Here is a 19,810-nt window from a genome sequence, read left to right as displayed (position 1 = left end):
GTAGGCGCCCAACCGGGCAAAAGCCGTTAGCGCGAAAACAACCCGCACAGTAGGCGGCCCTAGCGATATCAATGGCTTAGCCCCCCCCGCTGACAACAGCGACTGACGCCGCGTCGGGCGGCGCTTGACGCCTTCGGCCTCCCGGAGTACCTTCGAATACGGAATTCCGTATTCCATCTAAGTGCTGTTGGAGCTGCCGGCGTGATCCCTCTCGACCCGCTCCCGAACCTGATCGACCAGGTCTATGCCCGGATCCTGGAGGCGATCTCCGATCGCACGTTGCAGCCCGGCCAGCGCATCCGGCAGAACGAGCTTGCCGACAAGCTCGGCGTGTCGCGCCAGCCGGTGTCGCATGCGCTGCATCTGCTGCATCGACAGGGCCTCGTCGCCGAAAGCGGCCGGCGCGGCTTTGAGGTCACCCAGCTCGATCCCGCGCGCATCCGCCAGCTCTACGAGGTGCGCGGCGCCATCGACGCACTCGCCGCCAGGCTCGCCGCGACGCGCGCCGCAAGCGACGCGGCCGGACGCGCGCGGCTCGAGGTGGCGCTCGCCGCCGGGCGCCGCATCGATCGCAAGACGCCGCTTGCCGAGCTCATCACACTCGACGTCGATTTTCATCGCGCGATCTATCAGCTCGCCGGCAATCCCGTGATCGAGGAGACCATCGCGCCGCAATGGCCGCATATGCGCCGCTCGATGGCGACCGTGCTGTCGGAGCTCGATTATCGCGGCAGCGCCTGGGCCGAGCATGCCGACATCGCAGCTCACATTCTCGCAGGCGACGCGAAGGCCGCCGAACGCGCCGCGCTGGCGCATGCGCAGACGGCGGGACGGATGACCGAGGAGAGGTTGCGGGCGACGGACGAGGCGGCGGCGTAGCTAAACGCTGTCATTCCGGGGCGATGCGCAGCATCGAGCCCGGAATCCATCAGGCGGCAGAGACTGTAGATGAATGGATTCCGGGTTCGCGACTTCGTCGCGCCCCGGAATGACAAGAACAAAACAACGGGAGGACGACCCATGAGACTGTCTCAGGAGCAATTGGAGTTCTTCCACCGCGAGGGCTGGCTGTTCCTGCCCGAATTGTTCAGCCAGGAGGAGGTCGATCTGCTCGCGCGCGAGGCGGTCGGCATTTACGACGCCAACCGGCCGGAGGTCTGGCGCGAGAAGAGCGGCGCGCCGCGCACGGCGTTTGCCGCGCATCTCTACAACGAGGCCTTCCGCATTCTGGGCGCGCATCCGCGCATGATCGACCCGGTCGAGCAATTGTTCGGCGAGCCTGTCTACATGCACCAGTTCAAGATCAACGCGAAATCGGCCTTCACCGGCGACGTCTGGCAATGGCACCAGGATTACGGCACCTGGAAGCGCGACGACGGCATGCCGGAGCCGCGCGCGATGAACATCGCGATCTTCCTCGACGAGGTGATGCCGATCAACGGCCCCCTGATGCTGGTGCCGCGCAGCCAGAATGCCGGCGATCTCGAAGCCTCGCATGACCTTGCCACCACGTCCTACCCGCTGTGGACGCTGGACGAGGACACCGTGACGCGCCTCGTCAAGCAGGGCGGCATCGTGGCGCCCACGGGCAAGCCCGGCGGCATGCTGATGTTCCACGGCAATCTCGTGCACGGCTCGGCCGGCAACATCACGCCCTACCCGCGCAAGATCGTGTACCTGACGCTGAACGCGGTCTCGAACTATATCCGCACCCCCACGCGGCCCGAATACATCGCCCACCGCGATTTCGCGCCGATCAAGACGGTGGACGACGACGCCCTGCTGCGCCTTGCCCGTGCGCCGCGGCAGGCGGCGGAGTAAGCTGTCATTCCGGGGCGCGACGAAGTCGCGAGCCCGGAATCCATTTATCCGCGTCCTTTGCGGCCCGATGGATTCCAGGCTCGACGCTCCCGGGGCGCGCTTCGCGCGGTCCCGTCGCGTCGCCCCGGAATGACTGAACCTGATCGTTCGCGTCGTCCCGACCGCGATAGCACTCTTGGATGTCTCCCATGAACCTCTTCCGCCTCCTCCAGGCCCGCGCGTCCGCCGGCAAGCCTGTCCGTGTCGCGCTGATCGGTGCGGGCAAATTCGGCTCGATGTTTCTCGCGCAGGTGCCGCACACGCCGGGGCTGGAGGTGCCCATCATCGTCGACATCGACCGCGACCGCGCGCGCGAGGCCTGCCGCACAGTCGGCTGGGATGCGGCGCGCATCGCCGCGACCGTGTTCACCGATGACGGCGCACGCGCCATCGCCGGCGGCGCAATGGACGTGGTGGTGGAAGCGACCGGCAACCCGGCCGTCGGCATCAGGCACGCGCGCGCGGCGATCGCGGCGGGCAAGCATATCGTGATGGTCAATGTCGAGGCCGACGTGCTGGCGGGCCCGCTGCTCGCCGAGGAGGCGCGCAAGGCGGGCGTGGTCTATTCGCTCGCCTATGGCGACCAGCCGGCATTGACGGCGGAGATGGTCGACTGGGCCCGCGCCACCGGCTTTCGCGTCGTCGCCGCCGGCAAGGGTACGAAATATCTGCCGGCCTATCACGACGTGACGCCGGACGGCGTCTGGCAGCATTACGGCCTGACCGCCGGCGAAGCACAGTCGGCCGGCATGAACCCGCAGATGTTCAACTCCTTCCTCGACGGCACCAAGTCGGCGATCGAGATGGCCGCGATCGCCAATGCCTGCGGCCTCGACGTGCCGGCGGAGGGACTGCTGTTTCCGCCCTGCGGCGTCGACGATCTGCCGCACATCATGCGGCCGCGTTCGCGTGGCGGCGTGCTGGAGCGCTCCGGCGTGGTGGAAGTCGTCTCCTCGCTCGAACGCGATGGACGGCCGGTGTTTCGCGACCTGCGCTGGGGTGTCTATGTCGTGCTGGAGGCTCCGAACGACTATGCCGCCGACTGCTTCAAGCAGTACGGCCTCAAGACCGATTCCAGCGGACGCTTTGCTGCGATGTACAAGCCCTATCACCTGATCGGGCTCGAGCTGAACATCTCGGTGCTGTCGGCCGCGTTGCGGGGCGAGCCGACCGGCCAGCCCCACGGCTTCCGCGGCGACGTCGCAGCGGTGGCCAAGCGGGCCTTGCGCGCCGGCGAAATGCTCGACGGCGAAGGCGGCTACACCGTGTGGGGCAAGCTGGTGCCGGCGGCCGCGAGCCTCAAGGCCGGCGCGCTGCCGATCGGGCTCGCCCATCGCGTGAAGCTGAAACATGACGTTGCGCATGGCACGGTGGTGCGCTGGGACGACGTCGAGTTCGACGCCGGCAACGAGACGATCAGGACTCGAAAGGCGATGGAAGCGGCGTTCGCGAAAGAGGGTTAAGGCGTGTTGGATTGAAGGACTTGCGCTGCTAGCTCCCTCACCTCTCCCGTTCGCGGGAGAGGCATACGCCGCCTGCTTCGCCGGCGTTCGCACTTGCGAGGGCGGCACGAGGCTTGATTCTCGCGAGCCGCCCGGTCATCCTCGCTAGCGGAACCGCAACGCACGGGATCCACAAAGAGCCCTCAAGGGCCAGCGGAAACACCCACATCGTCACAACACCCCGTCGGTTATCGGCGAAGCAAGGACGACAGAAGATCGTTCCCCTTGTCGAGGAATCGGCGCAATGGAGGGCTACGCATGAAACGTCGTGATTTCTTGAAAGTGACAGGCGCTGGGCTAGCGGCAAGCACGGCCGTTGCCGCACCGGCGATCGCTCAGTCGGCGCCGGAGGTGAAATGGCGGCTCGCCGCGAGCTGGCCCAAGGCGCTCGACACGCTCTATGGCGGCTGCGAATATTTCTGCAAGCGCGTCGCCGAAGTCACCGACAACAAATTCCAGATCCAACCGTTCGCAGCCGGCGAGATCGTCCCGGGCCTGCAGGTGCTCGACGCCGTGTCGAACGGCACCGTCGAGATGGGCAACACGGCGTTGTATTACTATTGGGGCAAGAATCCTGCCTTCACCTTCGGCACGTCGCTGCCGTTCGGGCTGAACACGCGCGCGCATATTTCCTGGCTGCTGTTCGGCGGCGGCACCGAGTTGCTCAACGGCCTCCTGAAGGAATACAACACGGTCGGCATTCCAACCGGCTCGACCGGCGCCCAGATGGGCGGATGGTTCCGGAAGGAGATCAAGTCGATGGAGGATTTCAAGGGATTGAAATTCCGCGTCGGCGGCTTCGCCGGCACGATCATCGCCAAGGTCGGCGGCGTGCCGCAGCAGATCGCGGGCGGCGACATCTATCCGGCGCTGGAGAAGGGAACGATCGACGCGGCCGAATGGGTCGGGCCCTATGACGACGAGAAGCTCGGCTTCGTCAAGGTCGCGAAATTCTACTACTATCCGGGCTGGTGGGAAGGCACCGGCCAGGGCCACAACATCATGAATCTCGACAAGTGGAACGCGCTGCCCAAGCACTACCAGGCCGCGATCGAGATGGCCTCGCGCGATACCTTCACGTGGGTCACCGGGAAATACGACTACGTCAACCCGCCCGCGCTGAAGCGCCTGCTGGTGGCCGGTGCGATCCTGAAGCCGTTCCCGCAGGAGGTGCTGGAGGCCTGCTACGCCGCCGCGAACGAGATCTACGCGGATCTGTCCAAGACCAACCCGCACTTCGCCAAGATGTACACGAGCCTGTCCGCGTTCCGGAACGAATCGCTCGCCTGGATGCAGGTCGCCGAGCTCAGCTACGACAGCTTCATGATGCGGATGCGCACGCGGACGTGAGGCGCCGAACGGCGAAAGACGTAAGGAACGACGAAAGCCCCGGAGATGTCTCCGGGGCTTTCGGTTTTCGATGCATCCACGCGCGACGTGGCGGCTAGACCAACCCGCCCGCATCCGCGACGCGGCGCTGGTGATAGTCGGTGTCGCCGAAGGTGTTCTCGATCATGGTCAGGCGCTTGAAGTAGTGGCCGATCTTCGCCTCCATGGTCATGCCGATGCCGCCGTGGAGCTGGATCGACTGCTGGCCGACGAATTTCAGCGACTTGCCGATCTGCACCTTGGCCGCGGCGATCGCGTTGGAGCGCTCTTTGGCGTTCTCGAAGTCGTTCGCCATGGTTGCGAACATCGACATCGAGCGTGCCTGCTCGGCGGCGACGAACATGTCGGACGCACGGTGCTGGAGCGACTGGAACGAGCCGATCGCGACGCCGAACTGCTTGCGCGTCTTGATGTACTCGACCGTGGTCTTGAGCGACTCGTCCATCAGGCCGACCGCCTCGGCGCAAAGCGCGACGCGAGCTTCGTCAACGACGCGTTCGATCAGCGCGAGTGCATCCTCGGGATTGCCGATCGCGGCATCCGCGCCCACCTCGACACCGGTGAAGGTGATGTCGGCCGCGTGCAGGCCGTCCTGGGTCGGGTACGATTTCTTCGTCACGCCCTTGGCATTCGCCGGGACCAGGAACACGCCGATCCCGGTCTTGTCGCGGCGGTCACCCTTGGTGCGGGCGGTCACGAGAAGCGTGGCGGCGTTCTCGCCGTTGAGCACGACGAACTTTTCGCCGTCGATGATCCAGCCGTCGGCCTTCTTCTTCGCGGTCGTCGAGACGTCGAACAGATCGTAGCGGGAGTTCTTCTCGAGCTGGGCAAACGCAAGGGTCTTGCTGCCGTCGATGATCCCGGGCACGTACGCGGCCTTCTGCGCATCCGAGCCGGCGTGACGCAGGAAGCCGCCGCAGATCACGACGGTTGCCAGATAGGGCTCGAGCACCAGCGCCTTGCCGAGCGCTTCCATCACGATCATGGTCTCGACGCCGCCGCCGCCGAAGCCGCCATCGGCTTCGCTGAACGGCAGGCCGAGCAGGCCCTGCTCGGCGAGCTTGCCCCAGACGGCCTGGCTCCAGCCGCCCTTCTCCTTCATGTACTTCTTGCGGCTCTCGAAATCGTAGGAATCGGTCAGCAGGCCGTCGATGCTTTCCTTGAGAAGCCGCTGCTCCTCGGACAGATCAAAATCCATTTCTTTGGTTCCTCGTACCCGGAATTTTTGCTTCGTCATTCCGGGACACGCGCGATAGCGCGGGGACCCGGAATCCAGAGATTGTGGCGCGAGATTCCGGGTTCGCGCTGGCGCGCGCCCCGGAATGACGTTTAGAGCCCCAGCACCGCCTTGGCGATGATGTTGCGCTGGATCTCGTTGGAGCCGCCGTAGATCGAGACCTTGCGGTTGTTGAAGTAGCTCGGCGCGATCTGGGCGGTCCACTCCATCGCTTCGTTGGAGCCGTCGTCGCCGTGCACGTCGTAGGGCGCGGCGAACGGACCGATCACTTCCATGAGCAGCTCGGTGGTGGTCTGCTGGATCTCGGAGCCCTTGATCTTCAGCACCGAGGAGGCCGGATTGGGCTTGCCCTTGCCGTGCTTGCCCTCGTCGGCGACGACGCGGAGCTGGGTCAGCTCGAGCGCCTTCAGCTCGATCTCGCAGGCCGCCAGCTTCTCGCGGAAGGCCGCGTCCTGGATGATCGGCTTGCCGCCGGATTCGACCTTGGAAGCGAGATCGCGGATGCGGCGCAGCCGCTCCTTGGAGACGCCGACGCGCGCGATGCCGGTACGCTCATTGCCGAGCAGGAATTTCGCGTAATCCCAGCCCTTGTTCTCCTCGCCGATCAGGTTCTCGTAGGGCACCTCGACGTCGTCGAAGAACACCTCGTTGACCTCGACGCCGCCGTCGATGGTCTGGATCGGGCGCACGGTGACGCCCTTCGACTTCATCGAGAACACGATGAAGGAGATGCCCATCTGCTTCTTGGCGGTCGCGTCGGTGCGGCAGAGGCAGAAAATCATGTCGGCGTGCTGGGCCAGCGTCGTCCAGGTCTTCTGGCCGTTGATGATCCATTTGTCGCCCTTGCGCTCGGCCTTCGTCTTCAGCGAGGCGAGATCGGAGCCGGAGCCGGGCTCGGAGAAGCCCTGGCACCACCAATCGTCAACGTTGGCGATGCGCGGCAGGTACTTTTTCTTCTGCTCCTCGTTGCCGAAGGTGTAGATGACGGGGCCGACCATGCTGACGCCGAAGGCGAGCGGCTGCGGCGCCGGATAGGACTGCAGCTCCTCGTTGAAGATGTAGTGCTGCACGGACGTCCACCCCGTGCCGCCATATTGCTTCGGCCAGTGGCTGACGCCCCAGCCCTTCTTGTTGAGGATGCGCCACCACGTCACCATCTCGTCCTTCGAGAGGTGACGGCCCTCGACCAGCTTGCGCCGCGTATCCGGCGGCACGTTGTCGCGGAAGAATGACCGCACTTCCTCGCGAAACGCCTGCTCTTCTTTCGTGAATGCGAGATCCATCGGATCCTCCTGTTTCCCCGTCGTCCTGGCGAAAGCCAGGACCCATTACCACCGGCCTTCGTTTTGCGAAGGCAACTGCTGTCTGTCCGCCAAACTCCTGCTGCGGAGTATGGGTCCTGGCTTTCGCCAGGACGACAGAAAATTACTGCAACACCTCGAACAACCCGGCCGCGCCCATGCCGCCGCCGACGCACATGGTGACGACCGCATACTTGGCCTTGCGGCGGCGGCCTTCGATCAGGGCGTGGCCGGTCAGGCGCGCGCCGGACATGCCGTAGGGATGGCCGACCGCGATCGCACCGCCATTGACGTTGATCTTCTCGGGGTCGATGCCGAGCTTGTCGCGGCAATACAGCACCTGCACCGCGAAGGCTTCGTTGAGCTCCCAGAGGCCGATGTCGTCGACGGTGAGGCCGTGGCGCTTCAGCAGGCGCGGCACGGCGAAGACCGGGCCGATGCCCATCTCGTCCGGCTCGCAGCCGGCCGAGACGAAGCCGCGGAAGATGCCGAGCGGCTTGAGGCCGCGCTTTGAGGCTTCCTTGTCGCTCATGATGACGGTGGCGCTGGCGCCATCCGAGAGCTGGCTGGCGTTGCCGGCGGTGACGGAAAAGCCTTCGCCGCGCACCGGCTTGAGGCCGGCGAGACCTTCAGCCGTGGTCTCGGGGCGCGGGCCTTCGTCCTGCGACAAGGTCACCTCCTTGAACGAGACCGCGCCGGTCGCCTTGTCGGTGACCGCCATCTGCGTGGTGATCGGCGCGAGCTCGTCCTTGAACTTGCCGCCCTGCTGCGCGGCCGCGGTGCGGCGCTGGCTCTCCAGCGAATATTCGTCCTGCTTCTCGCGCGAGATGCCGTAGCGCTTGGCGACGATTTCGGCCGTGTCGATCATGGGCATGTAGACCTCGCCCTTGATCTTGAGCAGCGCCGGGTCCTGGGCGTGGAAGCCGTTCATCTTGTCGTTCTGCACGAGGCTGATCGACTCGCCGCCGCCGCCGACCGCGATCTCGACGCCGTCGAAGATCACCGAGCGTGCGGCGAGCGCGATGGCCTGGAGGCCCGAGGCGCACTGCCGGTCGATGGTGGTGCCGGCGACGGTGACGGGCAGGCCGGCGCGGAGCAGCGCCTTGCGCGCGATGTTGCCGCCGGTCGCGCCCTGCTGGAGGGCGGCGCCCATCACCACGTCCTCGACCTCCTTCGGATCGACCTTGGCGCGGGCAACGGCTTCGCCGATGGCGTGGCCGAGCAGCGTGGCGCCCTCGGTGGCGTTGAGCATGCCGCGATAGGCCTTGCCGATCGGCGTGCGGGCGGTGGAAACGATGACGGCGTCGGTCAAGAACGACCTCCTGATGCGGGTTGGGTGGATTGTGACGGTTTCTGCTGCTGGCGCAATTCGTGGCGCGACAGTTTTCCGACCGGCGTGCGCGGCAAATCGTCGACGAACTCGACCTCTACAGGCATTTCGTGCTTGCCGACCTTGCCGGCGAGCTGCGCCCGCAGCTCGTCGAGCGAGAACGGTTTTGCACCGGGCTTCAGCTTGATGAAGGCCTTGGCGGCCTCGCCGCGATACTGGTCGGGGATGCCGAGCACGATCACCTCGTGCACGCCGGGAAGGGTGTAGATCGCCTGCTCGATCATCTGCGGATAGACGTTGAAGCCGCCGGAGATGATCATGTCCTTCTTGCGGTCGACCAGGAAGAAATAGCCGTCGGTATCGACATAGCCGATGTCGCCGGTAAGGAAGCGGCCGTCGATGAAAGCCTCCGCGGATCCCTCGGGCTTGTTCCAATAGCCCCTGGTAACGTTCGGGCCCTTGATGCGGATCTCGCCGACCTCGCCCGGCGGCAGCACGTTTGTCGGATCGTCCAGCGACACGACGTCGAGCTCGATGCCGGGCAGCATCAGCCCGATCGAGCCGGGCTTGTCGGGGCCCGTGGGCGGATGGCCGGTGCCGGGCGAGCAGGTCTCGGTCATGCCCCAGCCGCTGCGCAGCTTCTTGCCGACCTTGCGCTCGAAAAAGTTCGCGATCTCCACCGGCAGCGGCGCGCCGCCGGAGCCGATCGTCGCAAGCGAGGAGAAATCGCGCTTGTCCAGATCGGGCAGCGCTGCGATCGCGATCCACATCGTCGGCACGCCCGGGAAATAGGTGGCGCGCTTGACCTCGATGTCGCGCATGACAGCTTCGACGTCGAAGCGCTGGTGGATCGAGATCAGATTGCCGCGGCGGAGCGAGGACAACAGCACGACGGTGAGCGCGTAGATGTGGAACAGCGGCAGCACGCAGATCACGCGCTCGACGACGTCACCACGGGTCGCGCGCGATGGCTTGCCCCAGACGTCGTAGATCGACACCGCCGACGTCAGATTACCGTGTGTGAGCATCGCGCCCTTGGGCAGGCCGGTGGTGCCGCCGGTATATTGCAGCAGGGCGACGTCGTCGGCGGTGACTTGCGGCCACTCTGCCGGCGCGGCGGCGCCTTCGACGAAGGTCTTGAAGGTGACGATGCGGGGATCAGCGGGGATCGCGGCCTGGGGCGTTCCGACCTTGCCCCAATTATCGTCCTCGCAGACGACGAGGCGATCGATCAGGCCCTTCTCCAGGAATTTCAGCGCCGTCGGCAGCAGTGCGGCGAGGTTGGAGGTGACCAGCAGGCGCGAGCCGGAGTCGGACACCTTGTGCGTCAGCGCGATCTCGCCGTCGAGCGGCGACAGATGCGCGACGCGGGCGCCGGCCTTCAGCGCGCCGAAGAAATTGACGGGGTGATCGGGCGTGTTGCCGAGGAACAGCGCGACGGAGGCGTTCTTGCCGCAGCCGGCGCGGAGGAACGCCGCCGCGGCACGCTCGGCCATCGCGGCGAGCTCGGTGTAGGTGATCGGACGTTCGCGAAATTCCAGCGCGGTGCGCGGGCCGTAATCGGCGGCGGCTTTCGACAGCAGGTCGGGGAGCGTGCCCTGGGCGATGGTGTCGTCCCAACGCACGCCCTCGGGATAAAACTGTTCGCCGGGATGGGTCATTTACTACATCACACTCAGTGGTCATTCCGGGGCGCGACAAAGTCGCGAACCCGGAATCCATCGAGCAGCATACTCGAAGGCGAAATGGATTCCGGGTCTGGCCCTTCGGGCCATCCCGGAATGACGAGAGGATAGCCAGCGGCCATCACGCCGCCTTCGACGCCGCCGCCAGCGAGGCGAAGGTCTTGCCCTCCGCCGCGAGCTTCTTCAGCAGCGGCGCGGGCTCGAGGCTCGGATCGTTGGTCTCCTTGGCGTAGAACGCGAGACGATCGGCGATGTGCTTGAGGCCGACGGTGTCGGCCCAGAACATCGGGCCGCCGCGGTAGATCGGCCAGCCATAGCCGTAGAGCCAGACCACGTCGATGTCGGAGGGGCGCGCCGCGATGCCTTCCTCGAGGATCTTCGCGCCCTCGTTGATCATCGGATACATCATGCGCTCGAGGATCTCCTCGTCGCTGACGGCGCGCTTCTTGCGGCCGAGACGCAGCAAGGTCTCGTCGATCAGCTTCTCGACCTCCGGATCGGGCAGCGGCGAACGCGAGCCGGCTTCGTACTTGTAATAGCCCTTGCCGGTCTTCTGGCCGAAACGGCCGGCTTCGCAGAGCGCGTCCGCGATCTCCGACTTGATGCCGCGGTCCTTGCGCGAGCGCCAGCCGATGTCCAGGCCGGCGAGGTCGCCCATCGCGAACGGCCCCATCGGCATGCCGAACTTGGTGACGACCGCGTCGACCTGCTGCGGCAAGGCGCCTTCGAACAGCAGCTTCTCGGACTGCTTGCCGCGCTGCGCCAGCATGCGGTTGCCGACGAAGCCGTCGCAGACGCCGACCACGGCCGGCACCTTCGCGATCTTGCGCGCGATGGTGACGGCGGTCACCAGCGCATCCGGCGCGGTCTTGTCGGCGCGCACGATCTCGCACAGCTTCATGACGTTGGCCGGCGAGAAGAAGTGCATGCCGAGCACGTCCTGCGGACGCTTGGTCGACTTCGCGATCTCGTCGATGTTGAGATACGAGGTGTTGGAGGCGAGCACGGCGCCGGGCTTCGCAAACTGGTCGAGCTTGCCGAACACTTCCTTCTTGACCGCCATGGTCTCGAACACGGCCTCGATGACGAGGTCGGCATCGCCGACATTCTCGATGCCGACGACGCCGGTGATCAGCGCCATGCGCTTGGCGGGCGCGTCCGCCGGGATGCCGCCGCGCGCGGCGGTCGCCTCCCAGTTCTTCTGCATGATGCCGAGGCCGCGCTTGAGCTGCTCCTCGCCGGTCTCGATCAGGGTGACGGGAACCCCGGCATTGGCAAACGACATCGCGATGCCGCCGCCCATGGTGCCGGCGCCGAGAATGGCAACACGGTTGACGGGGCGCGACTTGGTGCCCTCGGGCACGCCGGCGATCTTGGCGGCCTCACGCTCGGCGAAGAAGGCGTAGCGCTGCGCCTTGGACTGGTCGCTGGCGACCAGCTTGAGGAAGCCCTCGCGCTCCTTCTTCAGGCCCTCGTCGAACGGAAAATCGATGGCGTAGCCGACCGCGTCGGCGGCCGCGAACGGCGCCTCCAGCCCGCGCGACTTCTTGGTCATGGCGGCCACCGCATTGGTGAAGATCGAGCGGTCGACCTTGGCGGCCGCGAGCTTGGAATCGTCGTCGCGCAGGCGGCGCAGCGGACGCTTCTCGGCCAGCAATTTGCGGACGAAGGCTTCGCCGCCGGAGGCCGGACCCTCGACGATCTCCTCGATCAGGCCGTTCTTGAGCGCTTCCGCCGCACCGATCGGATCGCCGCCGACGATCATCTTGACCGCGAGCTCCGGCCCGACCGCGCGCGGCAGGCGCTGGGTGCCGCCGGCGCCCGGCAGCAGGCCGAGCTTCACCTCGGGCAGGCCGAGCTTGGCCTCCTTCACCGCAACGCGGAAATGACAGGCCAGCGCGACCTCGAGGCCGCCGCCGAGCGCGGTGCCGTGAATTGCGGCAACGACCGGCTTCGGCGAGTTCTCGATCTCGGACAGCACGTCGTTGAGGGCGGGCGACTTCGGCGGCTTGCCGAATTCGGTGATGTCGGCGCCGGCGATGAAGGTGCGGCCGGCGCAGGTCAGCACGATGCCCTTGATCGCGGGATCGGCGACCGCGGCCTTGATGCACTCCAAAATGCCACCGCGGACTGCGGCACTCAGCGCATTGACCGGAGGGCTGTCGACCGTGACGATCCCGACTTCGTCATGACGCTCAAGCTTGACCACTTCGCTCACGGTTTCCCTCCTTGGTGGGGATTTACTTTTGTTCGATTTCGCGGTGCGGAATTTAATTCCGCATCTTGACGGCAGGGTTATTTTGAAGCACGGACGTTGTCAACGACTCCGCGCAAGAAGCAGATCAGGGATGAAGCGTACAGGAAAGAAGACTGCGACCGATCGGAATTTCGTCGTCGCGCTTTCCCGCGGACTTGATGTATTGCGCGCATTCCAACCCAGCGACGGCCTTCTCGGCAACCAGGAGATCGCGGCCCGCACCAATCTGCCCAAGCCGACCGTTTCGCGCCTGACCTACACGTTGACGAAGCTCGGTTATCTGACGCCGGTTCCCCGTTTCGAGAAGTACCAGCTCGCGCCGGCCGCGATGGCGCTCGGCTATGCGGCGTTATCCAATCTCGGCGTTCGGCATTTGTCCGAACCGTTTCGCGAGGAAGTGATGCGCGCGACCGGCGGCGCGGTCGCGATCGGGGGCCGCGACCGTCACAGCATGATCTATTTCGGGCAGAGCCGCGGCAGCGAGACGGTCGGCGTTCAACTTGACGTCGGCTCCCGCGTGCCGATTGCAACCAGCGCCATGGGCCGCGCCTATTTCTGGGCGCTGGCTGACGAAGATCGCGCCGAGCTGTCGCGCGTCCTGCGCGAGCATTACGGCAGCCGCTGGCCGAAGATGCGCGATGGCCTCGAACGTTCCGGCGAGACCGTCGCGAAATACGGCTTTGCGATTTCCGTCGGCGACTGGCACGACGACATCGGCGCCGCCGGCGTCGCGCTCAAGCTCAACGATGGAACCGGACCTTACGCATTCAATTGCGGCGCGCCCGCATTCCGCTTCACGGAAGAGCGTTTGATCAACGACATTGGACCGCGTCTCTTAGCGATGGTAAGGAACATCGAAGCGGCACTCGGGGGTCTGATGCCGCATTCCAAAAAAGAAGTCAGCAAAAAGCTGAAATCAGGAGGAAAAGTTGCGCGTGTGGCCGAGGGGTTCAGATAGCCTTTGTCATGATCGGGAGCGGTTCGCATCGCCCCGTCGCCCACTGAAATTTGTGGGCGAGACGAGATGACGCAGGCACAGCTCGCGCAGGGGACATCGCCCCTGCTCGCGGTTCGCGACGTCAGCGTCGTGTTCGGCGGCATCATCGCGCTCAACGGTGTGTCCTTCGACATGCACAAGGGCCAGATCCTCGGATTGATCGGCCCCAACGGCGCCGGCAAGACGACGCTCTTCAACTGCCTCTCGCGGCTCTACCAGCCGTCGTCCGGCGACATCCTGATGGAGGGCGCGAGCATCCTGTCGCGGCCGCCGCACCGGATCGCCGAGATCGGCATCGGCCGCACCTTCCAGAACGTGGCGCTGTTTCCGAACCTCTCGGTGATGGACAACGTCCGCGTCGGCGCCCATTCGAAGACCTCCAGCGACATCATCAGCGACTCCCTGAGACTGGCCTGGGTCCGGCGCAGCGAGAACGACGTGAACAAGAAGGTGTACGAGATCCTCGCCTATCTCGACCTCGAGGAGGTCGCGCACACCGTCGTGTCCGGCCTGCCCTTCGGCACGCAGAAGCGCGTCGAGCTGGCGCGCGCACTGGCGGCCGATCCGAAGATCCTGCTGCTCGACGAGCCGGCCGGCGGCCTCAATCACGAGGAAGTCTACGTGCTTGGCGACCTCATCCGCCGCATCCGCGACGACCGCCACATGACCGTGCTGCTGGTGGAGCACCACATGGGCCTCGTGATGTCGATCGCCGACCACGTCGTCGCGCTCAATTTCGGCAAGAAGCTCGCGGAAGGCACCCCCGCCCAGGTGCAGGCGGACCCCGACGTCATCAAGGCCTATCTCGGGAGCAAGGACCAATGACGACACTGCTCAACGTCAAGGACCTGCGCGCCTATTACGGCCAGGTCCAGGCGCTCCATGGCCTGTCCTTCTCGCTCAACGAGGGCTCGCTGACGACGCTGCTGGGCGCCAACGGCGCCGGCAAGACCACCACGTTGCGCGCGATCTGCAACATGGTGCGCTCGACCGGCGGAATCGAGTTCGACGGCAAGCCGCTCAACAACCGCTCCACCGAGAGCATCGTGCGGTTCGGCATCGCCCATGTGCCGCAGGGCCGCGGCACCTTCACCAACATGACGGTGGAGGAGAACCTCCAGCTGGGAGCGATCACCCGCAAGGACGGCGCCGGCATCGTCTCCGACATCGAGCGCATGTATGCGCATTTCCCGGTGCTCAAGCAGCGCCACACCCAGCAGGCCGGCACCCTCTCGGGCGGCGAGCAGCAGATGCTCGCGGTCGCCCGCGCCCTGATGCTGCGGCCGCGCCTGATGCTGCTGGACGAGCCGTCCTTCGGCCTCGCCCCTCTCGTCGTGCGCGACCTGTTCGGCATCCTCGGCAAGATCAACCGCGAGGACAAGGTGTCGATCCTGGTGGTCGAGCAGAACGCCCAGCTCGCGCTCGAACTCGCCGACCAGGCCTACGTGATCGAGACCGGCCGCATCGTGATGTCGGGCAACGCCAAGGACATCGCGAACAACGAAGAAATCCGCAAATCCTATCTGGGTTACTGAGGAGCCGGCACGATGGAGCTTTTCACCAATCAAGTGCTGGCCGGCATCGCCACGGGCGCGATCTATGCCTGCATGGCGCTCGCCGTGGTCATGATCTACCAGGCCATCGACCATCTCAACTTCGCGCAGGGCGAGATGGCGATGTTCTCGACCTTCATCTCCTGGCAGCTGATGCAGTGGGGCATCCCCTACTGGGCCGCTTTCGTCATCACGCTGGCGCTCTCCTTCGTCGGCGGCATCGCGATCGAGCGCATCCTGTTCAAGCCGCTGGCGAAGGCGCCCGTGCTGACCAACGTCGCCGGCTTCATCGCGCTGTTCGCGATCATCAACTCCTCGGCCGGCCTGATCTGGGACTTCACCATCAAGCAATATCCGACCCCGTTCGGCTCTTCGCCGTTCCTCGGCAGCCAGCTGATCTCGACCCACCAGGCCGGCATGATCGGCGTCACCGTGCTGCTGCTGCTCGGCCTGTATTTCTTCTTCCAGTACACGCGGATCGGCCTTGCCATGCGCGCGGCCGCCTCGGTGCCTGAATCGGCGCGCCTCGTCGGCATCAACACGAGCTGGATGATCGCGCTCGGCTGGGGCATGGCGTCCGCGATCGGCTCGATCGCCGGCATGCTGATCGCGCCCGTGGTGTTTCTCGAGCCCAACATGATGGGCGGCGTGTTGATCTACGGCTTTGCCGCCGCGGTGCTGGGCGGACTGACCAGCCCGTTCGGCGCCGTGGTCGGCGGCTTCCTGGTCGGCATCTTCGAGAATCTCGCCGGCACCTACATCCCCGGCGTCGGCAACGAGCTGAAACTCCCGATCGCGCTCGCGCTGATCATCTCCGTCCTGGTCGTCAAACCCGCTGGTCTGTTCGGCCGGCACATCGTCAAGCGAGTTTGATCATGAGCGCAGCAGAAGAAGTCGTCGCCGAAGGCCATCAGGCGGTCGAGGCCGTTCCGAAGCGCGCCATGACGCTGGGCACCGGCACCTCGCTGGTGGTGCTGGCTGCGCTGCTGATCGCACCCGTCTTCGTCAAGAACTTCATCATCTTCCAGATGACGATGCTCCTGATCTACGGGCTCGCGGTGCTGGCGCTGAACATCCTGACCGGCGGCTCGGGCCAGTTCTCGCTCGGCCAGAGCGCCTTCTACGCCGTCGGCGCCTATACGACGGCGGTGCTGATGGAGCACTTCAACATCAACTATGCGCTGACACTGCCGGTCGCCGGCGTGGTCTGCTTCGGCTTCGGCTTCCTGTTCGGACAGCCGGCACTGCGGCTCTCCGGCGTCTATCTGGCGCTCGCGACCTTCGCGCTCGCCACCGCCATGCCGCAGCTTCTGAAGCTGAACTTCCTCGAGCACTGGACCGGCGGCGTGCAGGGCCTCGTCGTCACCAAGCCCGACGCGCCGTTCGGCCTGCCGATGTCGCAGGACATGTGGCTGTACTACTTCACGCTCGTCGTCGTGATCGCGATCTACATCTTCTCGGTGAACCTGCTGCGCTCCCGTTCGGGCCGCGCCTTCATGGCGATCCGCGACAACGAGATCGCGGCCTCCGCCATGGGCGTGGACGTCGCGCTGTACAAGACCCTGGCCTTCGGCGTCTCCGCGGCCATCACCGGTATCGCCGGCTCGCTCGGTGCCATCGCGGTGCAGTTCGTGGCGCCCGACAGCTACACCATCACGCTCGCGATTTCGCTGTTCCTCGGCATGGTCGTCGGCGGCGTCGGCTGGCTGCCCGGCTCGATCGTCGGCGCCGCCTTCATCATCTTCGTGCCGAACATCGCGGAAGGCATCTCGAAGGGCCTCTCCGGCGCCGTGTTCGGCGTGCTCCTGTTCGCCGTCATCTACCTCGTGCCGCATGGCGCAAGGCAAATCGCAATCCTGGGCCAGCAACTCGCCGGAAGGCTCAGAAAGAACTGAAACCCTCTTAAGGAAGGAGACCAAATTGTTTCTTGGAAGAATATTGCGAACCACCGCGCTCGTAACGGCGGTCGCGACCCTCAGCTCCGGCGCAGCACTTGCTCAGAAGAAATACGACACCGGCGCGTCCGATACCGAGATCAAGATCGGCAACATCATGCCGTACAGCGGTCCGGCGTCGGCCTATGGCATCATCGGCAAGACCGAAGAAGCCTATTTCAAGATGATCAACGACAAGGGCGGCATCAACGGCCGCAAGATCAACTTCGTCACCTATGACGACGGCTATTCGCCGCCGAAGGCCGTGGAGCAGGTCCGCAAGCTGGTCGAGAGCGACGAGGTGCTGGCCGTGTTCAACCCGCTCGGCACGCCCTCGAACAGCGCGATCCAGAAATACCTGAACGCCAAGAAGATCCCGCAGCTGTTCGTCGCCACCGGCGCCACCAAGTGGAACGACCCGAAGAACTTCCCCTGGACCATGGGCTGGCAGCCCTCCTACCAGAGCGAAGCGCAGATCTACGCGAAATGGCTGACGAAGGAAAAGCCCGACGCCAAGGTCGCGATCCTCTACCAGAACGACGATTTCGGCAAAGACTACCTCAAGGGCACCAAGGACGGGCTCGGCGCCAAGGCGGCGTCGACCATCATCATGGAGGAGAGCTACGAGGTATCCGAGCCGTCGATCGACGGTCACATCGTCAAGATCAAGGCCGCCAATCCCGACGTGCTGCTGATCTATGCGACCCCGAAGTTCGCGGCCCAGACCATCAAGAAGACCGCCGAGCTCAACTGGAAGCCGCTCCAGATCCTCACCAACGTGTCGATCTCGGTCGGCAGCGTGATGAAGCCGGCCGGCTTCGAGAACGCGCAGGGCGTGCTGTCGGCGGCCTATGCCAAGGACTCGACGGATCCGCAGTGGGCCAACGACCCCGGCATGAAGAAGTGGAACGAGTTCGTCGACAAGTACATGCCGGGTGCCGACAAGTCCGACACCAGCATGGTCTACGGCTATGGCGCCGCGTCGACCCTGGCCAAGGCGCTGGAAATGTGCGGTGACGATCTCACCCGCGCCAACCTCATGAAGCAGGCGGCGAGCATGAAGGATTTTGTACCGGACACGCTGCTGCCCGGCGTCAAGATCAACACCAGCGCCACCGACTTCGCCCCGATCGCGCAGCTCCAGATGCAGCGCTTCAAGGGCGAGAGGTGGGAACTGTTCGGCGAGATCATCAGCGGCGACGTCGCCTCCGAGTGACACGCTGACGCAATAAGCCGACCGTAAAGAAGCCCCCGCGGGCGACCGCGGGGGCTTTTTGTTGACGGCGGGCGTCAATCTTGTTCAATGCGGCGCTGATCCAGCCCGGGGTAGGAGAACAATGACTGCGGTTCGTTTTCAGGTTGCGGCCCTCGCGGCCGCACTCGCGTTGTGCACTGCGATGACTGGCCCGGTGCTGGCGCAAAAGAAATACGACAGCGGCGCTTCCGATACCGAGATCAAGATCGGCAACATCATGCCCTATAGCGGGCCGGCCTCCGCCTATGCCGTGATCGGCAAGACCGAGGAAGCCTATTTCAACAAGATCAATGCCGAGGGGGGCATCAACGGCCGCAAGATCAAGTTCATCTCCTATGACGACGGCTATTCGCCGCCGAAGACGGTGGAGCAGGCGCGCAAGCTGGTCGAGAGCGACGGGGTGCTCCTGATCTTCGGCCCGCTCGGCACCTCGACCAACGGCGCGATCCGCAAATACATGAACGAGAAAAAGGTGCCGCAATTATTCGTGGCGAGCGGCGCCTCGAAGTGGAACGATCCCAGGCAATATCCCTGGACCATGGGCTGGCAGCCGAGCTACGCGAGCGAGGCGCGCATCTATGCCAAATACGTCATGAAGGAGAAGCCGGACGCGAAGATCGGAGTGCTCTACCAGAACGACGATTTCGGCAAGGACTATCTGAAGGGGCTGAAGGGCGGCCTGGGGGCCAAGGCGTCGATGATCGTGGTGGAAGAGGCCTACGACACCTCGGAGCCGGCCGTCGACGAACACGTCGTGAAGCTGAAGGCCTCGGGCGCCGACGTCTTCATCAGTATCACCACGCCGAAATTCGCCGCGCAGGCGATCAAGAAGGCGGCCGAGATCAACTGGCATCCGATGCAGATCATCTCCAACGTCTCGGCCTCGGTCGGCGGCGTGCTGGAGCCGGCGGGAATCGAGATCTCGCAAGGCATCCTCTCGGCCAGCTACACCAAGGACGGCTCGGACCCGCAATGGAACGCCGATGAGGGCATGAAGAAGTTCTATAACTTCCTCGCGCAATTCGATCCCAAGGCGAACAAGCTCGATGCCGGCGTGGTGTTCGGCTATGCCGCCGCCCAGACCATGGTGAAGGTGCTGCACATGTGCGGCGACGACCTCACCCGCGAGAACGTCATGAAGCAGGCCGCTTCCTTGAAGGATTTCGAGCCGGACACGCTGCTGCCCGGCATCAGGATCAACACCGCGCCGGACAATTTCGCCCCGATCGAACAGCTCCAGATGATGCGGTTCAAGGGCAAGAAATGGGAGCTGTTCGGCGACATCATCTCGAGCGATACGGGCCACTGAGCCAAATCAACTCAAAATCGCTTGGTACGCGTTAAGCAACTCAGAGCAGTCGCGCTGTCTCGCACTCGCACACGAAACCGCGCCCGTCCCTGACTACTAAAGAAGCAGCCCCTGCGACGCCGTCGCGGGGGCTTTCTGTTGAAGGCACAGGACAAATCGTATTGAATTGCGGCGGCGTCGCCAAAAACAATCAAGACAAGA

16 protein-coding genes are annotated in these 19,810 nt (G+C 64.8%); 11 read left to right on the top strand and 5 right to left on the bottom strand.

The features are described 5' to 3' along the window. Nucleotides 1–201: 201 nt before the first annotated feature. The 4 genes from ACVWW6_RS11465 (at nt 202) to ACVWW6_RS11450 (ending at nt 4,712) form a co-directional block, all read left to right on the top strand. Entirely contained in the window at nt 202–879 is a 678-nt protein-coding gene (locus ACVWW6_RS11465) for a GntR family transcriptional regulator (RefSeq protein WP_456680752.1), read from the top strand. Between the two features lie 141 nt (nt 880–1,020). Next, nucleotides 1,021–1,821, top strand: coding sequence for a phytanoyl-CoA dioxygenase family protein (locus ACVWW6_RS11460; RefSeq protein ID WP_028173807.1), 801 nt, complete (start codon nt 1,021–1,023; stop codon nt 1,819–1,821). Between the two features lie 188 nt (nt 1,822–2,009). Next, the gene (locus tag ACVWW6_RS11455; RefSeq protein ID WP_028173806.1) at nt 2,010–3,323 is read left to right on the top strand and encodes an NAD(P)H-dependent oxidoreductase; all 1,314 of its coding nucleotides are present in this window, start codon (nt 2,010–2,012) and stop codon (nt 3,321–3,323) included. A 297-nt stretch (nt 3,324–3,620) separates the two neighbouring features. After that, complete coding sequence (locus tag ACVWW6_RS11450) at nt 3,621–4,712, top strand: TRAP transporter substrate-binding protein (RefSeq protein ID WP_011090540.1); 1,092 nt, start codon at nt 3,621–3,623, stop codon at nt 4,710–4,712. A 94-nt stretch (nt 4,713–4,806) separates the two neighbouring features. Here ACVWW6_RS11450 and pimD read toward each other — a convergent pair whose 3' ends face one another. The 5 genes from pimD to ACVWW6_RS11425 all read right to left on the bottom strand — a co-directional run bounded on the left by pimD (nt 4,807) and on the right by ACVWW6_RS11425 (nt 12,522). Beyond that, the gene (gene pimD / locus ACVWW6_RS11445) at nt 4,807–5,949 is read right to left on the bottom strand and encodes a pimeloyl-CoA dehydrogenase small subunit (protein WP_011090541.1); all 1,143 of its coding nucleotides are present in this window, start codon (nt 5,947–5,949) and stop codon (nt 4,807–4,809) included. Nucleotides 5,950–6,080: 131 nt separating this feature from the next. After that, complete coding sequence (gene pimC, locus ACVWW6_RS11440; protein WP_011090542.1) at nt 6,081–7,271, bottom strand: pimeloyl-CoA dehydrogenase large subunit; 1,191 nt, start codon at nt 7,269–7,271, stop codon at nt 6,081–6,083. Nucleotides 7,272–7,413: 142 nt separating this feature from the next. Next, nucleotides 7,414–8,601, bottom strand: coding sequence for an acetyl-CoA C-acyltransferase (locus tag ACVWW6_RS11435; RefSeq protein ID WP_038966145.1), 1,188 nt, complete (start codon nt 8,599–8,601; stop codon nt 7,414–7,416). Next, a complete protein-coding gene (gene pimA / locus ACVWW6_RS11430) occupies nt 8,598–10,280 on the bottom strand; it encodes a dicarboxylate--CoA ligase PimA (protein ID WP_456680751.1) in 1,683 nt (560 codons plus the stop codon). Before pimA ends, ACVWW6_RS11435 begins: the two co-directional genes overlap by 4 nt. Nucleotides 10,281–10,425: 145 nt before the next feature. After that, complete coding sequence (locus tag ACVWW6_RS11425) at nt 10,426–12,522, bottom strand: 3-hydroxyacyl-CoA dehydrogenase NAD-binding domain-containing protein (protein ID WP_456680750.1); 2,097 nt, start codon at nt 12,520–12,522, stop codon at nt 10,426–10,428. 130 nt (nt 12,523–12,652) lie between these two features. Between ACVWW6_RS11425 and ACVWW6_RS11420 the strand changes: the two genes are divergently transcribed. The 7 genes from ACVWW6_RS11420 (at nt 12,653) to ACVWW6_RS11390 (ending at nt 19,609) form a co-directional block, all read left to right on the top strand. Then, the gene (locus tag ACVWW6_RS11420) at nt 12,653–13,519 is read left to right on the top strand and encodes an IclR family transcriptional regulator (RefSeq protein WP_028173799.1); all 867 of its coding nucleotides are present in this window, start codon (nt 12,653–12,655) and stop codon (nt 13,517–13,519) included. A 66-nt stretch (nt 13,520–13,585) separates the two neighbouring features. After that, nucleotides 13,586–14,383, top strand: a complete 798-nt coding sequence (locus tag ACVWW6_RS11415; RefSeq protein WP_011090547.1) for an ABC transporter ATP-binding protein — start codon at nt 13,586–13,588, stop codon at nt 14,381–14,383. Then, nucleotides 14,380–15,093 carry an ABC transporter ATP-binding protein gene (locus ACVWW6_RS11410; protein ID WP_011090548.1) on the top strand — a complete coding sequence of 238 codons (714 nt, stop codon included), beginning with the start codon at nt 14,380–14,382 and terminating at the stop codon, nt 15,091–15,093. The genes ACVWW6_RS11415 and ACVWW6_RS11410 overlap by 4 nt, the downstream gene beginning before the upstream one ends. 12 nt (nt 15,094–15,105) lie before the next feature. After that, a complete protein-coding gene (locus tag ACVWW6_RS11405; RefSeq protein ID WP_011090549.1) occupies nt 15,106–15,984 on the top strand; it encodes a branched-chain amino acid ABC transporter permease in 879 nt (292 codons plus the stop codon). A gap of 2 nt (nt 15,985–15,986) precedes the next feature. After that, nucleotides 15,987–17,006, top strand: a complete 1,020-nt coding sequence (locus ACVWW6_RS11400) for a branched-chain amino acid ABC transporter permease (RefSeq protein ID WP_011090550.1) — start codon at nt 15,987–15,989, stop codon at nt 17,004–17,006. Nucleotides 17,007–17,031: 25 nt separating this feature from the next. Continuing rightward, a complete protein-coding gene (locus ACVWW6_RS11395; RefSeq protein ID WP_211434044.1) occupies nt 17,032–18,261 on the top strand; it encodes an ABC transporter substrate-binding protein in 1,230 nt (409 codons plus the stop codon). A 121-nt stretch (nt 18,262–18,382) separates the two neighbouring features. Beyond that, entirely contained in the window at nt 18,383–19,609 is a 1,227-nt protein-coding gene (locus ACVWW6_RS11390) for an ABC transporter substrate-binding protein (RefSeq protein WP_456680749.1), read from the top strand. Nucleotides 19,610–19,810: the final 201 nt, after the last annotated feature.

The sequence above is a fragment of the Bradyrhizobium sp. USDA 3311 genome (assembly GCF_054062495.1).
Note: the sequence above shows the minus strand (reverse complement) of the source record. Positions and strands in the feature narration are given on the sequence as shown.

Bases quoted from the DNA above. Each gene is read 5' to 3' on its own strand.
- ACVWW6_RS11460 (WP_028173807.1), top strand. From the start codon at position 1,021: ATGAGACTGTCTCAGGAGCAATTGGAGTTCTTCCACCGCGAGGGCTGG.
- ACVWW6_RS11455 (WP_028173806.1), top strand. From the start codon at position 2,010: ATGAACCTCTTCCGCCTCCTCCAGGCCCGCGCGTCCGCCGGCAAGCCT.
- ACVWW6_RS11450 (WP_011090540.1), top strand. From the start codon at position 3,621: ATGAAACGTCGTGATTTCTTGAAAGTGACAGGCGCTGGGCTAGCGGCA.
- pimD (WP_011090541.1), bottom strand. From the start codon at position 5,949: ATGGATTTTGATCTGTCCGAGGAGCAGCGGCTTCTCAAGGAAAGCATC.
- pimC (WP_011090542.1), bottom strand. From the start codon at position 7,271: ATGGATCTCGCATTCACGAAAGAAGAGCAGGCGTTTCGCGAGGAAGTG.
- pimA (WP_456680751.1), bottom strand. From the start codon at position 10,280: ATGACCCATCCCGGCGAACAGTTTTATCCCGAGGGCGTGCGTTGGGAC.
- ACVWW6_RS11420 (WP_028173799.1), top strand. From the start codon at position 12,653: ATGAAGCGTACAGGAAAGAAGACTGCGACCGATCGGAATTTCGTCGTC.
- ACVWW6_RS11415 (WP_011090547.1), top strand. From the start codon at position 13,586: ATGACGCAGGCACAGCTCGCGCAGGGGACATCGCCCCTGCTCGCGGTT.
- ACVWW6_RS11410 (WP_011090548.1), top strand. From the start codon at position 14,380: ATGACGACACTGCTCAACGTCAAGGACCTGCGCGCCTATTACGGCCAG.
- ACVWW6_RS11405 (WP_011090549.1), top strand. From the start codon at position 15,106: ATGGAGCTTTTCACCAATCAAGTGCTGGCCGGCATCGCCACGGGCGCG.
- ACVWW6_RS11400 (WP_011090550.1), top strand. From the start codon at position 15,987: ATGAGCGCAGCAGAAGAAGTCGTCGCCGAAGGCCATCAGGCGGTCGAG.
- ACVWW6_RS11390 (WP_456680749.1), top strand. From the start codon at position 18,383: ATGACTGCGGTTCGTTTTCAGGTTGCGGCCCTCGCGGCCGCACTCGCG.